Below are 14997 nucleotides of genomic sequence, written 5' to 3'. Positions count from 1 at the left end.
GGGGCGGCCGGCGACCCGTACACATTGCCGGCCGGTCGGGGCGGCGTGGCCCCGCCGTACACCGTGGGGGTGGGCGCCGGCGTCCCGGAGCGGTAGGTGGTGCTGCTGCGCGGCAGCGGAACCGGCGGATGGTCGACCACCGGCGCGGTGTCCGGCCGGTCCGCGCGGCTGCGCCGCACCAGCAGGACGATCAGCGCGACGCCGACGAGCACCAGCCCGATGCCGAACCACATGATCATGGATCCTCCGAAGGACGAGTCGTCGGCCGCCGCGGCGGCGGGGTCGACGGCGGCGACGACGGGCGTGGTGCCGGCCGCCTCGGCCGGCGTGGTCACGGCCGCGCTGGGCGTGGGCGTCGGCGAGGGCTTGCGGGAGGGGCTCGGGCTCGGCGTCGGTTCCGCACCCACCAACCGGGCCGACCGGCCGGCCCGGCCGAGCACCGTGCCGTTCGCCGCGCTCGCCTCACCGGCCAGCTCCAGCCGTCCACCGAGAGTGCCGTCGCCGAAGGCCACCCGGTAGCGCACCGTGGCACCCTTGCCCTTGCACAGCGGCCGTTCGACCGCCGCCACCTGAGCGGTGGCGACCGCGCCGCCGCCGCCGGAGACCGGCACCGGCGTCCACCGGCGACCGACCGCCACCTCCACCCGCACCTGGTCCGCGCGGAGGCCCTCGACCCGCAACCCCAGCGCGGTACGCAACAGGACGCAGCCCTCGGTCCGCTTCCGCACCTCGATCGCCACCACGCCCGGCGACCCACCGGCGGTGAAGCTGCTCGCCGAGCGCAGCCCCACCCGATCGCCCTCGGCCAGGGCCGGGGAAGCCGCGGCGGCCACCAGACCACCCAGCAACGCGCCGACCGTGGCCCAACGCGCCGCGTGCCGCCTCACCGACATCTCCACCTCACCGTTTCCGTCCCGGACGGGATCCGCCGGTGAGGTTACTACCCGGCCACCCGGGCACCCGCCCATCGAGCGCTCGACATGTGTGCCGCGACACGCCGCCACGGTCAGCCCCGGTCGGCACCCGCCGCGAGCGCTCGGCGGCAGAGCTGGTCCGCCGTCCGGGTCGTCTCCGGCAGGCGGTACCGGGGCGTCAGGGCCAGTACCCGCTCCACCGCGTCGTCCAACCCCATCCGGTGCCCGACGCTGACGAAGACCGGCCTGGTCCCGTCCCGGGTCCGCAGCACCCGCCCGACCACCTCACCGCCGTCGCGCAGCGGCGACCACTCCCCCCGCCGTGGCCCCGGCCCGGTCCAGTTGCCGACCAGCGGCGTCTTCCCGACGCCGATCGCCGGCAACCCGGTCACCACGCCCAGATGGCAGGCCAGCCCGAACCGGCGCGGGTGCGCCACCCCGTGCCCGTCGCAGACCAGCAGCTCGGGGCGGACGGTGAGGCGGTCCAGCGCCGCGAGCAACGCCGGCATCTCGCGGAAGGCGAACAACCCCGGCACGTACGGGAACGCCGGCCGTCCCACGGACACCGCCTCGTCCACCACGGCGAGGGTCGTCGCGTCCAGGACCGTCACGGCCGCCGCGAGGCGGTCGCCGCTCGTCGCGTACGCCACGTCCAGGCCGGCGACCGTCGCGGGCGCGACCGGACCGGGCCCGACCAGGTCCACCCGGGAGCGCAACTCCTCCTGTACGCGCAGCGCCTCCGCCTCGTCCGCCGGCGGCCGGTAGGGCAGCGTCACGACCGCCCCGCGCCCGGCCCGGTCCGCCAGGACCTGCGCGCCGTCACCGGCCCCGACGCCCGTCGATCCGCTCACGGAGCAGGTCGGCGTGCCCGTTGTGCCGGGCGTACTCCCCGATCGCGTGCACCAGCACCTCCCGCAGGGTGACGATCCGGTCACCCCGGTGGCCCTTGACCTCCAGGTCCGGCGCCCCGGCCGCGTACCGCTCGGCGAACGCGACCTCGGCCCGCCACGCCACCCAGGCCCCGTCGACCACGGCCAGCTCGGCGACGGCGCCGGTGAAGGCCTCGTCGGGGTCGCCGGTGGGCCAGATCCGCGCCACGTCCTTGCCGGCCAACGTACGGCGGAACCAGTGCCGCTCCAGCTCGGCGAGGTGCCGGACCAGGCCGAGCAGCGACATCGTCGACGGTGGCACCGAACGGCGGGCGAGCTGGTCCGGGGCGAGACCGGCGCAGGCGAGTTCCAGGGTGAGGCGCTGGTGCCGCAGGTGGGTGACGAGCAGGCTCCGCTCCTCCTCGGCGCCGTGGTGTTCCTTCATGTCTCAGGAGTCGGCTGCGGCGATGGTCGGGTCGGCGCCGGGGTCGCCGGCCCGCTGGAGTTGCTCCTCGAACATCACGAAAGTTCGCCGCCTGATGCCCTTGATCAGCGCCGCTTCCTCCGCGGTGAACGGCCGCCTCTCTGCGATGGCGGGCGCCTCTAGCGCCTGGACCGTCTCGTAGAGCGCGAGGATCTCCCCCTCAGCCCTCAGGTACCGTCCCCGCAACTGCTCGACGTGCTGGACGAAGGCACCAGCCGAACGCACGTAGATCTCCCCACCCACGCCACCGATCACATCGTCGACCAGATCCTCCGCTGACCGCCAGCCGCCGGTCGAGCGGTCCAGCTTCCAAGCGGCGTAGCCACCATCCGGTGTAGCCACAAGCTTCACAGGCGTGTCGTAGTGCTCGAAATATGCAGGAAGTTCGACGCCGTCGACCGTAGCCATCACTCACTCCCCTTGTGCAGCGCCGTTTGCAGAGCCGCCCAGAACATCTCACGCTGGCGTCGAAGCACCCCTCGACGAATGGCAGACTCCGTCACCGTCACGCTACGTCCCTCCTGACGAGCAACCGCGTTGAGGTCACGCCGCACCTCGAAGAGGGAATGCTCCCACGTCGCCACCCTGTCGAGTGGCGACAGTTGCAGCCGGAACTCTGCGATGTGCCCGTTGGAGGTACGGAGGAACATCTGGACGTCTCGGTACCCACCGTTCTGTGGGCTCTGAAAGCGGTCCTCGAACTTCACGAACTCCAGTTGCCCGTCGTTTCTCAGGCGTGCCAGTCCGCCATAGAGTTCGTCCAGGGTGCCGAATGAGACATAGCCGCCCGCGAGATCCTTCAGCTGTGACGCGTCGCCGCCGTAACCCTGGATCTTGTCCTCGGCCCGTTCACGGTCCTTGGGCTTGGGGCGCGGGTGATACTCGGCGCCACCGCCGCATGACGCTGCCAGATCTCGTCCCAGGGAATTGATCTCCAACTGCGCCACCACAGCTTCCTCGTACAACTGGTCGAGATACCGCTCCCGGTAGGCCGCGTCGCCGAGTCGCGCAGGATCGAAACCAGGCTGCACCGCCTCCAAGCCGTCGGTAGCAAAGGACCCACTCAGCGCCAATTGCGCGTCTGTCAGTGGAGTCGGCGTCGGGGCCGGGGGTTCCTCCGCTGCGACGACGTCGGCTCCCCGTTCGCGGATCTCGTCCACCACGTCTCTCAGCACGTCGATCGCCTGCTGGTGGCTCGCCAGGTGATGCAGGGTCAGCGGGCGGGCGGTCAGGGAATTGGCGAGTTCCGGTGTTGCCAGGATCAACCGGACCAGGTCGGGGCGCTCCGCGAGCTGGCGTACCAGGGTCTCGGCCAGCAATTCCTCCCGGCGCGGCGGCGCCTCCCAGCTCTGGTCGAGCATCCGCTGGACGCGCGGCTCCGCGAACAGGCGCTTCAGGTCGGCGGCCGCGCTCTCCTCCAGCCCGGGCACCAGCCGTCGTAGCGTCGGCCCGTCGGCGTGCTGGGCCAACTCCAACGGCGTCACCCCGACCGCGAACGCGTCGTGCAGGCTGCTGCTCGTCGCCAGCGCGTCCCGGACGTAGATCCCGGCGGCGAAGCGGGCCGCGTGTGCCTCCTGGTGTGCTCGCCAGATGTCAGCCGGATCCGGCTGGGCCCGGGGCGCGTTGCCGGGCGGCGACGTGCCGGTCGGTCGGTGGAAGGTGGTGGACTCGCCGAGCAGGTGGACCCGGTTGAAGTCGGGCGCGTGCCCGCCGTCGGACGGCGGTGGGTCCGGTGGTGGCGGCGGCGCCGGACGGGGCGAGGGCTCGGGCAGGACGTTGAAGATGCCGGGCGGCCGGCCGGCGAGCGGCATCGGGCGGCCGTCCGGGGCGAGCACCAGCGCGTCGATGCCGACCACGTTGCCGGCGAACGGCGTACCGCCGTGCCGGTAGAGCGGTTGGTCGGCCACCGCGCCCGTCTGCGGGTCCAGGTAGAGCACCGTGCCGTTCTGGTTCAGCGCCACCCAGGCGTGCGAGCCCCCACCCTCGAAGCTGGTGACGAGGAACGCGTAGCTACCGTGACCACCCGCCGCCAACTGCGCGTGCAGGTCCCGGTAGCCGCTCTCGACCAGGGTCCGCCGGGCCGCACCGGTGACGTCCGGCCGTCCTGGCGCGGTCAGGTTCTGGAAGCGTCCGCCGGTCGTCTCCTCGACCCGCAGAGGACCGTCCACTTCGCCGCCCACCGGGCGGCGGACGTCTCCCGCCAGGTAGCCGTCGAACGTACGCGGAGCGGCGACACGCGGCCGGCCGTGCACCCAGGTGTCGTAGAACGAGAGCGTGCAGTCGAGGCAGTTGATGCCGCGCGTGGCGTCCGCGCTCGGCCCGCCGTCGTTCGCCAGACGGAACCAACCCCCACGCCGGGGGTCGGCGGTTCGCACCACGCTGCCGTCCGGGTTACGCGGCATCTGCCGTTCGAGGTCCGTCTGGTGCAGGGCGAGCGGGGGCCGGAGGCCACCGCGCACGCCGTAGGGGCGGGACTGGTCGACCGGGGGTGGATGACGGTTACCGGTGAGCGCGGAGTGGTCGGGCGTCTCCACCGCGCCGAGAGCCAGATCGGCGACGTCGTCGTTGATGCGGTAGAAGTCGAGGTCGTCCTCGACCATCACCCGCTCCGGCACGACTTTTCCGGCGAGGACGTTGCGCGCCTCGTCCCGTAGATCCGCCGCTTCCAGTGCGGCTTCATGCGCTTCCCGATGCCACCGTTCGGCTGCCAGAGTGCGGCCGTCCCGGCGTAGCGCCGTGGCTTGGGCGGCCCAGTCACTGGCTCGTTCCTCGTGGTAGTCGGCACGTTCGTGGAGCCAGTCCGCCCGGGTCCGGCGCCGGCGGTCCTCGAACCACTCACGCTGGGACCGCAGGTAACCGCCATAGCGGCGCCGATCGAGGGCCTCCCGGTCGGCAACCAGGCGTGCGGCGCGTTCGCGCAGGGTTTCCAGACTGGGCGGGGGCGAGTCGAGCGGGTTGAAGACGACAGGCGGAGGGTTCGTGGAATTGGCAGGGGCCAGCGTCTCCAGCAACGGGAAGCGCGGATTCGGCGCCGGCCGGGGATCCTGCCCCGCACCCGGTACGGCCGGATGCGGCCCGACCTGTGGGTGAACCGGTGAGGTCGTCGGCGGGCCGGGTTGCCCGCCGCTGCCCGGGGCCGGACGGTCCGGCGCCCACGGCGCGGCTGCGTGTGCGGCGTCTGCCGGCGTCGGAGGCAGCGTCGTCGGCGCCATCGCCGCGTGCACGGGAGTAGCGGCTGAGGGGCCATTCATGTCGACCGCCGCCCCAGCAGGGCCGGGCCGCAGGTCGGCCGGACCGGCCATCGGCGTGGCGGCGATGGGCGCCTCCACCGTGACGGAGGAGAGCGTCGGGCTCGGCGTGACGGCCGGGTGCGCCGGATCGGTGCTCAGGACGCCCCGCAGCGGGTGGTCGGCCGGATGGGCCGGCGGCAGCGCGGTCGCGTCCGACGCCGGGTGCGTCGGATCCGTCGACACGACCACCCCGGCTTCGGCCCCGGGCCGGGTCGGAGACGCCGTGGTGTCGGGCACGGACGGCGTCGCGCCGTCGGGGTTCGTCCGTGTGTGATCGACCGGTTGATCGCCGCCCCAACCGGCCGAGGACGGCTCGGGTGCCCGTTGGCTCGGCACCAGCCCCACCGGGTCGGGCGGCGGTGGCACGTCGAAGCCCACGGGTGGCGCCGCGAGCCCGCCCAGCTTCGCGTCGAGCCGGTGGTGCAGCGCGGAGTCGGCCTGTCCGGTGGCCGAGCCGGTCGCCCCGGAGGCGGCGGCACGTGCCAGGTCCTCCAGCGACGGCCCGTTGCCGGTGACGAGGCCGGCGGCGGTCTCCGCGAGGCTCTCGCCGGCCATCTCCCGCCCGAAGCGCTCCCCGATCTCGGCGAACCGCCCGGTGGCGTGCCGCCCGAGGCCGGCCAGGGGCGCGGCGGCGCCGCCGGCGAAGCCGCCGAGCCCCGACGTGCCGACGTCGGCCAGGTCGAGACCGTCGCGGCGACCTGTGGAGTTCTGGTAGGCCTGGGTCGCGAGACTGGTGCTCGCCTCCTGCCCGGCCTCCACGAGACCGCCGAGCACCGCCCGCCGCGCGAGCCCCTTGGCGCCACTCTTCGCGACCTCCTTGGCGGCCCGTTCACCCGCCTCCTTCAGGCCTTCCCGCACTGCCTTGCGGGCCAGATCGGCCACCAGTCGCTTGAAGATCTGCTGCACGGCCATCCGGGTGGCCGTGATCGCGGCACCGGCCGCGGGTGAGGCGGCACCCGCGGTGAGGACGGTGACGACCGCGAGGGACAGCAGCTCCACGACCAGGATTCCCAGCTCGATCCAGGCCTCCAGCTTCGCGCCCTCGATGTCGCAGCCGCAGGAGTCGACCAGCCGCCCCAGCTCGTCGGTGGCTGCTACCAGGACGTGCAGTGGGGCGTCCTCGCCCCCGGCCACCCGGTGCCAGGCCGAGTCGAACGCCTGCGCCACCAGGCCGACGCCGCCGTACCCGCTCTTCACCTCGCCGGCGGCGGTGGTGGCGTCGTCGCGCGGCCCGGCCAGGACGCCGGCGACCCCGTACCACTGGTCGGCCAGGTTCCAGACGGCGCGCTCGTCGCCCTCCGGCCACTCGACGCCAACCACCCAGTCGAGCGCCTCGTAGATCCAGCCGGGCACGTCCCAGGGGCAGTAGTCGAGCGGGTGCGGGATCGGGCTGGGCAGCATGCTCACGCGCGGATCCTCCGGTGGTCAGCGCCAGGGCCGGTGCGGGTCGTGCCTCTGATGCGGGATGTTTCCGAGGTCACGGGCGTTGCTCAGGTCCGTCTCCACAGTGGCGGCGACCGACCGCACCACGTCCGACCCGATCCCTTCGAGCGACCGACCGAGAAGCTCCCAGGCGCGCAGCAGCGTCTCGGCGTAGCGCTGGTAGTGCTTGTCGAACGCGGCGCCGATGTCGTCTCGCCCCCACGGCCGTTGCGCACTCGCCGCGGCGATCGGGTCGCCGGTCTCCCGGCGGGCCCCCGCCACGGCCTTCCCGGCGAGGCTCAGGTCCGCGCCACCGCGACGGGCCCGGTCCGGATCCAGCCAGATCTCTCCCCCGGCCACCGGTCAGTCACCACGGGACAGCACGGCGTCGGCCCGACCGAGCAGCGCGCCGAAGTCGTGTGTGTGGAGGAACTCGACCGACGGGGAGCCGGGTGGCAGGTAGCCGGCGACCAGCTCGCGGGTGGCGGTGGTCGCGGACGCGGACGCGCGCAGCACCGTTTCGGTGATCTTGCGGCTCAGGGCTCGGGCGTCGCGGTCATGGAACACCGCGGGGCTCACCTCGACGGTGATCAGCTCGCCGCGCGCCCCGACCACCGCCGTGACCTGACCGTCGTCGGAGCGTTCAGTCACCCGCAGCTCGGCCAGTTTGGACTGGAGTTCCTCCAGCCCGGACCGGAGTCGCTGGTACTGGCCGTACACCTCGTCGAACCGTGTGCGCAGCGCACGGTTCGCATCCCGGTCCGCACTCTCAGCCACCGCCGAATCCCTTCCGTCACCGTGGGTAGGGCCGACCATACCGGGTGCCACGAAATCCGTGGGGTCCGGTAATTTCAGGTGGTGATCGAGCGACAGCAGGCCGAGCAGATCGCCTCCGTGTGGGCCCGGCGTGACTCCGACCGTCTGGGCTTTCCCTGCACCCCGGTGGTCGAGGAGTTCGACCTGGGCTACGTCGTGCTCTCCACCGTCTCCCCCGATGCCCGGGCGCTTCCCGGCGACCTGCCGACCACGGTCATCGACAAGGAGACCGGCGAGGTGTCGACCTGGCCGCGGATCCCGGCGGTCGCGGTCGAGCAGATGTACCGGCAACGCCGGCCGGCCGAGCCCCGCGCTCCCCGCACCGTCGACCCGGCCGCGCAGTTGCTCCGCGAACTGGTCCGGCTGCCCACACCGGGGGCGGCCGCGCACCTCACGCTGGACGGCCGGCTCCACGTCGCGCAGGGCGCGAAGGGTGACATGGAGCTGCGACACCATCCACTCGTGCGGGCCTACCTGGACGCGCTGCCCCCGGGCCACCTGGTGCGCGGCGGGGAGCGGCACGCCGAGATGATCGTCGTCTCCGACGCGCTGCACGAACACGACAGCCGTCGCGCCGCCGGAGGGCTCGCGCCACTGACCCTTGAGGACGCACGCCGGCTGCTCGGAGCGAGTCGGATCGAGTTCTTCCGTATCCGTGAGGCCGGCGATCCGGCCGGTGGACCGGCCGACCTGCGCTGTGAGTCGTGCATCAGGTTCCTCGTGCACTTCGGCGTGCTGCCCTGGCCCGAGCTGGCCTACGCGGAGGAGTGGCACCCGGATCCCCAGACCCCTCCCGACCCCGACCGGTTCCCCGCCGACGTAGCGAACGCCCTGGTGGTCGCCGGCTGGCGGCCCCACTTCGGTGACGAGGTGTCCGCGACCACATCCGTGCGCAAGGTCGGTGAGGTCAGCGGGAGCCGGCACCGCCACTCGTCGTTCCCGGCCGCCCTGGCGACACTCACCGCCTTCCCGGGGTTGGTCAGCGCCCGTCAGGGCCCGGGCGAAGCGGCGTGGATCTCCCGGTTCGAGGTACGTCCGCGAAAGGTCGCGCACACCGCCGACACCCTCGCCGACTTCGGCGCGGTCCTGGGCGCCCGCCTCTTCCCCCTGGGCAGCGAACGTCAGGAGAGCATCCTCGCCGTCGACGAGCACGGCCGGGTCTTCGCCCTCGACCAGGCCGGCGAGTGGTTCCTCGGCGCGGACATCGACGCCGCCCTCACCACCCTGCTGCTGGGCCGCGCCGCTCCCCGGGTCCGCGACGACGGCACCTGGTGACCCGGATCCCCTACAACGGCAGCCCGGTCAGCACCGTGACACGCGGCTCGGTGTAGTCCTCCATCGCGCTGCGCAGCCCTTCCCGTCCGACCCCGGAGCCCTTCACCCCGCCGTACGGCATCTGGTCGGCCCGGTAGGACGGCACGTCCCCGACGATCACGCCGCCGACCTCCAGCGTCCGGGCGGCGTCGAAGGCCACGTCGAGCCGGTGGGTGAACACGCCGGCCTGAAGGCCGTACGCGGAGTCGTTGACGGCGGCGAACGCGGCCCGGTCGTCCGGGACCGGGGCGACCACCAGCACCGGCCCGAACACCTCCTCGGCGCACACCTTGGCGTCGGCGGGCGCGCCGCTGAGCACGGTCGGCGGATAGGTCGCGCCGTCACGCCGGCCGCCCACCTCGATGGTGGCCCCGGCGGCGACCGCCTCGTCGACCCACGCCTCGACGCGCTGCGCCGCCTCGACGGAGACCAGCGGGCCGACGTCGGTGGACTCGGAGCGGGGGTCGCCGGTGCGCAGCTCCTCGACGGCGGCGACGAGCCGGGGCAGGAAGCCGTCGTAGAGCCATTCGTGCACGTAGACCCGCTGCACCGCGATGCACGACTGCCCGGCCTGGTAGTTGGAGAACGTGGCGATGCGGTGCGCGGCGAAGGTCAGGTCCTCGTCCGCCGCCCAGTCCTCGCAGATCACCGCCGCGGCGTTGCCGCCGAGTTCGAGGGTGACGTGCTTGTCCGGCGCGGCGCGGCGGATCGCGGCGCCGACCGGCCCGGAGCCGGTGAACGACACCACCGGCAGCCGGGGGTCGGCGACCAGGTCGGCGGCGCGCTCGTTGGGCAGCGGCAGCACCGAGAACATGCCGTCGGGCAGGTCCGTCTCGGCCAGGATCTCGCCGAGCAGCAACGCGGTGAGCGGGGTGGCCGGGGCCGGTTTGACGACGATCGGGGCACCGACGGCGAGCGCCGGGGCGACCTTGTGGGCGACCAGGTTGAGCGGGAAGTTGAACGGGGTGATGCCGAGCACCGGTCCGCGCGGCGCGCGCCGGACCAGCGCGATCCGCCCGGTGGCGGCGGGGTCGGTGTCGAGGCGTTGCAGGTCGCCGGAGAAGCGACGGGCCTCCTCGGCGGCCCAGCGGAACGTGGAGATCGCGCGCCCCACCTCGGCCTTCGCCCACTTGACCGGCTTGCCGTTCTCGGCGGTGATCAGCGCGGCGACCTCGTCGGCCCGCTCGGCGAGCCGGCGGGACACGTGGTCCAGGGCGGCCGCGCGGGCGTGCGCGGGCAGGGCCGCGGCCTCCGCGGCCACTCCGGCGGCGCCCGCGACGGCGGCCTCGACCTGGTCGGCAGTGGCGAGCGTGGTACGCCCCACCGGCTGCCCGTCGTACGGGTGGGTGACGGTCAGTTCCTGCTCGCCGTGGGCGGGGCGACCGGCGACGTAGAAGGCTCTCGGCTCCACGCCCGGCAGCGTAGACCACGGACGCCCGCGCGGAAACAGTTGCCCAAACCCTTGTCTGCCTCGGATTCAGTAGCCAAGATGGCAGTCAGATTGCGAGAACCTCCGCTGACCCTCTCCCCGGCCACCCCTCTCGGAGACTTCTGATGAGCGACCAGCAGCAGCTGCGCAACTTCGTCAACGGCGAGTACGTCGACCCGGTGGACGGCGGCTACGCCGACCTGGTCGACCCGTGCACCGGGGAGGTGTTCGCCCAGGCCCCGGTGTCCGGGGCGGCGGACGTGGACGCGGCGATGAAGGCCGCCGCGACGGCGTTCGAGAGCTGGCGGGACGCGACGCCCGCCGAGCGGCAGCGGGCGTTGCTGAAGTTCGCCGACGCGGTGGAGTCCCGGGCCGCCGAGCTGGTCGACGCGGAGGTGCGCAACACCGGCAAGCCCCGGCAGCTCACCGCCGACGAGGAACTGCCGCCGGCCGTGGACGAGCTGCGCTTCTTCGCCGGGGCGGCTCGCCTGCTGGAGGGGCGTTCGGCCGGCGAGTACATGGCCGGGCACACCTCGTACGTGCGGCGGGAGCCGATCGGCGTCTGCGCCCAGGTGACGCCCTGGAACTACCCGCTGATGATGGCGGTCTGGAAGATCGCCCCGGCGCTGGCGGCGGGTAACGCGGTGGTGCTGAAGCCGTCGGACACCACGCCGGTGTCGACGCTGCTGCTGGCCGAGATCGCCGCCGAGCACCTGCCGCCGGGCGTGTTCAACGTGGTCTGCGGCGACCGCGACACCGGCCGTACGCTGGTCTCCCACCCGACCCCGCAGCTGGTGTCGATCACCGGCTCGACCCGCGCGGGCATGGAGGTCGCCGCCGCGGCGGCGCCGGATCTGAAGCGGACCCACCTGGAGCTGGGCGGCAAGGCCCCGGTGGTGATCTTCGACGACGCGGACGTGGCGGCGGCGGCCGAGGCGATCGCGACGGGCGGCTACTTCAACGCCGGCCAGGACTGCACGGCGGCGACCCGGGTGCTCACCGGCCCGGGCATCCACGAGGACTTCGTGGCCGCGCTGACCGAGCAGGCCCGCAACACCCGCACCGGCGCGCCGGACGACGCGGACGTGCTCTACGGCCCGCTGAACAACGCCAACCAGCTCGCCCGGGTGAGCGGGTTCGTGGACCGCCTGCCGGACCACGCGAACGTCACCACCGGCGGGTCCCGGGTCGGCGAGCGCGGCTTCTTCTACGCCCCGACGGTGGTCTCCGGCGTACGCCAGACCGACGAGATCATCCAGGACGAGGTGTTCGGGCCGGTGATCACCGTGCAGCGGTTCTCCGACGAGGACGAGGCGGTGCGCTGGGCCAACGGCGTGGAGTACGGCCTGTCCGCCTCGGTGTGGACGCGCGACCACGGCCGGGCCATGCGGATGACCCGCCGGCTGGACTTCGGCTGCGTCTGGGTGAACACGCACATCCCGTTCGTCTCGGAGATGCCGCACGGCGGCTTCAAGCACTCCGGCCACGGCAAGGACCTGTCGGTCTACAGCCTGGAGGACTACACCCGGGTCAAGCACGTCATGCACAACATCGAGGGCTGATCGCGATGGCCACGAGCGAGGAGTTGCACAAGCGCCGGGTGGAGGCCGTGGCGCGGGGCGTGGGCAGCACGATCCCCGCGTACGTGGACCGGGCGGGCGGCGGCACGATCACCGACGTGGACGGGCGGAGGTGGATCGACTTCGCCGCCGGCATCGCGGTCACCAACGTGGGCAACTCCGCGCCACGGGTGGTCGAGGCGGTCCGCGCGCAGGTCGAACGGTTCACCCACACCTGCTTCATGGTCGCGCCGTACGAGTCGTACGTGGCGGTCTGCGAGCAGCTCAACGCGGTGACGCCGGGCGGCTTCGAGAAGCGCTCGGCGTTGTTCAACTCCGGCGCCGAGGCGGTGGAGAACGCGGTGAAGATCGCCCGGCACGCGACCGGGCGGCCCGCGGTGGTGGTGTTCGACCACGCCTACCACGGCCGGACCAACCTGACCATGGCGCTGACCGCGAAGAACATGCCGTACAAGCACCGGTTCGGGCCGTTCGCCGGTGAGGTCTACCGGGTGCCGATGTCGTACCCGCTGCGCGACGGTGGCCTCGACGGCGCCACCGCGGCGGCCCGGTCGATCGAGATGATCGAGAAGCAGGTGGGCGCGGAGAACGTTGCCGCGCTGCTGATCGAGCCGATCCAGGGCGAGGGCGGTTTCGTCGTACCCGCGCCGGGTTTCCTGCCGGCGCTGCGCGAGTGGGCGACGGCGGCCGGGGTGGTCTTCGTCGCCGACGAGATCCAGACCGGCTTCTGCCGCACCGGCGACTGGTTCGCCTGCGCGCACGAGGGCGTCGAGCCGGACCTGGTAACGCTGGCCAAGGGCATCGCGGGCGGCCTGCCGCTGGCGGCGGTGACCGGCCGGGCGGAGCTGATGGACGCGGTGCACGTCGGCGGTCTCGGCGGCACGTACGGCGGCAACCCGATCGCCTGCGCCGCCGCGCTCGCGGCGATGGAGACCATGCGGGAGCTGGACCTGGCCGCCGCCGCCCGGCGGATCGGCGCGGTGATGGGCGAGCGACTGGGGGCGATCGCCGCCCGCGACCGGCGCGTGGCCGAGGTACGCGGCCGGGGCGCGATGCTCGCCGTGGAGATCGTCGTGCCGGGCACGCTGACGCCGGACCCGGCGGCCACGGCGGCGATCTCGGCGGCCTGCCACGCGGCGGGGCTGCTCACGCTGACCTGCGGCACCTACGGCAACGTCCTGCGCTTCCTGCCGCCGCTGGTCATCTCCGACGACGAGCTGGCCGGGGGTCTCGACATCCTCGACGCCGCGTTCGGCTGACCGGTCGGTCCTGATCGTGACGCACCACGGGCACGGGTCCCCCAGGTTCGCCCGTGGTGCGCCACCGGCGTGTGTCAGCGCAGCAGCTGGACCGTGTTGCGGCGGACCAGGTTCTTGCCCGGCTCGCGGATCGCGTCCATGGCGGCGGCGTTGAGCAGCACGCAGCTGCCCGACGGCCCGGTCACCGCCACGGTCACCACCTTGCCGTTGTCCAGATTCGTCACCCGCAGCCGGGTACCGACCGGGAACTGACCGCTGGTGGCGGCCGGCGCCCCGCCCTCGGCGGAGAACGTGATCGACCCGGCACAGACGCTGCCGCCGATCGGCTGGGCGTTGCCCGGCCGGGTCTCGCCCGGCTGGGCGCCGCCGGGCGCCGGGGCGGCCACGCCGTCGAGCCGTTCCACCACGTTGCGCCGGATGACGTTCTTGCCCGGCTCGCGGACCAGGTCCATGGCGGCGGCGTTGAGCAGCACGCAGCTGCCCGACGGCCCGGTCACGGTCACCGTGGCCACCTTGCGGTTGTCCAGGTTCGTCACCCGCAGCCGGGTGCCCACCGGGAACCTGTCGCTCGTCGCCGCCGGCGGCCCGCCCTCGGCCGAGAAGGTCACCGACCCGGCACAGACCGAGCGTCCGGCCGGAGCGGTCTCCGCGAAACCCATTCCGGTGCCCACCGAGACGACCACGCTCGCGGCCACCGCCACGGTCGCCGCCAACACGTGCTTGCGCTGCACCCTCACGTTCTCTCCCGTCGTCGGTGTCGTTCGACGGCTGGTACGGACGGGAGGCGCCAACCGTTCAGCCCGATCCGGGGATCACAGCGGAAGGTAACGGATACGTGGCGCTCCGGTGATGGGTGCCAGCACCTGTCGCCGTAGGTCCCGACGCTCGACCGCTCCGCGCTTGGCGGTCGGGGGTGACGTGGGTCACGATGGGTGGGAGGAGGTCGGTTGGTGGCTGACCCGTGGCTCGCCCTGGAGTTCGGCGCGGATCCGGCGGAGCGGATCGCGCAGGTAGGCGCCGCCCACGAGGCGTTCCTCACCGCCGGCACCGCGACCGGCCGGGTCCGCGACGTGGTGCGCCGGTCCTGGGAACGCTCCGCGCGGCTCGACCCGGAGGCCACCGCGCCTGTCGACCTCACCGACGACGCGCTGGAGAGCTACCGGGCCGCGCACCCGCTGGCCCGGGTGCTGCCGCTCTTCCGCGACCTGCTCGGCGGCATCGCGCAGGACGGCGCGCACCTGATGGCGGTCTGCGACGCCGGCGGGCGGCTGCTCTGGGTGGAGGGGCACCCGGGCGTGCTCCGGCACGCCGAGCGGATGAACTTCGTGCCGGGCGCCCGGTGGGACGAGGCGCACGTCGGCACCAACGCGCCTGGCACCGCGCTCGCCGTCGACCACAGCGTGCAGATCTTCGCCACCGAGCACTTCGTCCGGCCGGTGCAGCGCTGGACCTGCGCCGCCGCCCCGATCCACGACCCGGTCACCGGGTCGCTGCTCGGCGCCGTCGACATCACCGGCGGCGACCACCTGGCCAACCCGCAGAGCCTCGCGCTGGTCCGGGCCACCGCCCGGGCGGCCGAGGCGTTCCTGGCCGCCGCCGCCCCCACCGCGCCGGACGTGC

General features: G+C 73.4%; 12 protein-coding genes and 1 pseudogene. 4 read left to right on the top strand and 9 right to left on the bottom strand.

All coding sequences use genetic code 11. The features are described from left to right. The 7 genes from HUW36_RS11980 to HUW36_RS11950 all read right to left on the bottom strand — a co-directional run. A partial coding sequence (locus tag HUW36_RS11980) for a hypothetical protein (RefSeq protein ID WP_174528215.1) occupies positions 1–893 on the bottom strand: 893 nt, incomplete at its 3' end. A 113-nt stretch (positions 894–1006) separates the two neighbouring features. Continuing rightward, positions 1007–1690 carry a deoxyribonuclease V gene (gene nfi / locus HUW36_RS11975; RefSeq protein WP_174528216.1) on the bottom strand — a complete coding sequence of 228 codons (684 nt, stop codon included), beginning with the start codon at positions 1688–1690 and terminating at the stop codon, positions 1007–1009. Between the two features lie 43 nt (positions 1691–1733). Further along, entirely contained in the window at positions 1734–2228 is a 495-nt protein-coding gene (locus HUW36_RS11970; protein ID WP_174528214.1) for a DinB family protein, read from the bottom strand. 3 nt (positions 2229–2231) lie between these two features. Then, a complete protein-coding gene (locus tag HUW36_RS11965) occupies positions 2232–2675 on the bottom strand; it encodes a hypothetical protein (RefSeq protein WP_174528213.1) in 444 nt (147 codons plus the stop codon). Further along, positions 2675–6958, bottom strand: a complete 4284-nt coding sequence (locus HUW36_RS11960; protein ID WP_484502587.1) for a toxin glutamine deamidase domain-containing protein — start codon at positions 6956–6958, stop codon at positions 2675–2677. Before HUW36_RS11960 ends, HUW36_RS11965 begins: the two co-directional genes overlap by 1 nt. A gap of 24 nt (positions 6959–6982) precedes the next feature. Next, positions 6983–7339, bottom strand: coding sequence for a hypothetical protein (locus HUW36_RS11955; RefSeq protein ID WP_174528211.1), 357 nt, complete (start codon positions 7337–7339; stop codon positions 6983–6985). Positions 7340–7342: 3 nt separating this feature from the next. Then, positions 7343–7756 carry a YbaB/EbfC family nucleoid-associated protein gene (locus HUW36_RS11950; protein WP_174528210.1) on the bottom strand — a complete coding sequence of 138 codons (414 nt, stop codon included), beginning with the start codon at positions 7754–7756 and terminating at the stop codon, positions 7343–7345. A gap of 78 nt (positions 7757–7834) precedes the next feature. Here HUW36_RS11950 and HUW36_RS11945 point away from each other — a divergent pair, with 78 nt between their 5' ends. Beyond that, the gene (locus HUW36_RS11945; protein ID WP_174528209.1) at positions 7835–9070 is read left to right on the top strand and encodes an SUKH-3 domain-containing protein; all 1236 of its coding nucleotides are present in this window, start codon (positions 7835–7837) and stop codon (positions 9068–9070) included. A gap of 10 nt (positions 9071–9080) precedes the next feature. Here HUW36_RS11945 and HUW36_RS11940 read toward each other — a convergent pair whose 3' ends face one another. Continuing rightward, entirely contained in the window at positions 9081–10520 is a 1440-nt protein-coding gene (locus HUW36_RS11940; RefSeq protein WP_174528208.1) for an aldehyde dehydrogenase family protein, read from the bottom strand. Positions 10521–10663: 143 nt separating this feature from the next. On the opposite strand from HUW36_RS11940, the gene HUW36_RS11935 reads away from it, so the two are divergent. Beyond that, positions 10664–12100, top strand: a complete 1437-nt coding sequence (locus HUW36_RS11935) for a gamma-aminobutyraldehyde dehydrogenase (RefSeq protein WP_174528207.1) — start codon at positions 10664–10666, stop codon at positions 12098–12100. A 5-nt stretch (positions 12101–12105) separates the two neighbouring features. Beyond that, positions 12106–13377 (top strand): 4-aminobutyrate--2-oxoglutarate transaminase, encoded by a 1272-nt coding sequence (gene gabT / locus HUW36_RS11930; protein ID WP_174528206.1) that lies wholly within the window; start codon positions 12106–12108, stop codon positions 13375–13377. A gap of 74 nt (positions 13378–13451) precedes the next feature. Here gabT and HUW36_RS11925 read toward each other — a convergent pair whose 3' ends face one another. Continuing rightward, complete coding sequence (locus tag HUW36_RS11925; protein ID WP_174528205.1) at positions 13452–14114, bottom strand: RlpA-like double-psi beta-barrel domain-containing protein; 663 nt, start codon at positions 14112–14114, stop codon at positions 13452–13454. Between the two features lie 213 nt (positions 14115–14327). Between HUW36_RS11925 and HUW36_RS11920 the strand changes: the two are divergent. Further along, positions 14328–14997 (top strand): annotated as a pseudogene (locus tag HUW36_RS11920) (transcriptional regulator); the annotation flags it as partial.

This window comes from Micromonospora maritima, from assembly GCF_902825405.1.
Classification (GTDB): Bacteria; Actinomycetota; Actinomycetes; order Mycobacteriales; family Micromonosporaceae; genus Micromonospora; species Micromonospora maritima.
The sequence above is the reverse complement of the archived record's forward strand: the minus strand, read 5'-3'. Positions and strand labels throughout refer to the sequence as shown.

Coding starts and splice junctions, on each gene's coding strand:
- HUW36_RS11970 (WP_174528214.1), bottom strand. CDS start 2,228: ATGAAGGAACACCACGGCGCCGAGGAGGAGCGGAGCCTGCTCGTCACC.
- HUW36_RS11965 (WP_174528213.1), bottom strand. CDS start 2,675: ATGGCTACGGTCGACGGCGTCGAACTTCCTGCATATTTCGAGCACTAC.
- HUW36_RS11960 (WP_484502587.1), bottom strand. CDS start 6,958: ATGCTGCCCAGCCCGATCCCGCACCCGCTCGACTACTGCCCCTGGGAC.
- HUW36_RS11935 (WP_174528207.1), top strand. CDS start 10,664: ATGAGCGACCAGCAGCAGCTGCGCAACTTCGTCAACGGCGAGTACGTC.
- gabT (WP_174528206.1), top strand. CDS start 12,106: ATGGCCACGAGCGAGGAGTTGCACAAGCGCCGGGTGGAGGCCGTGGCG.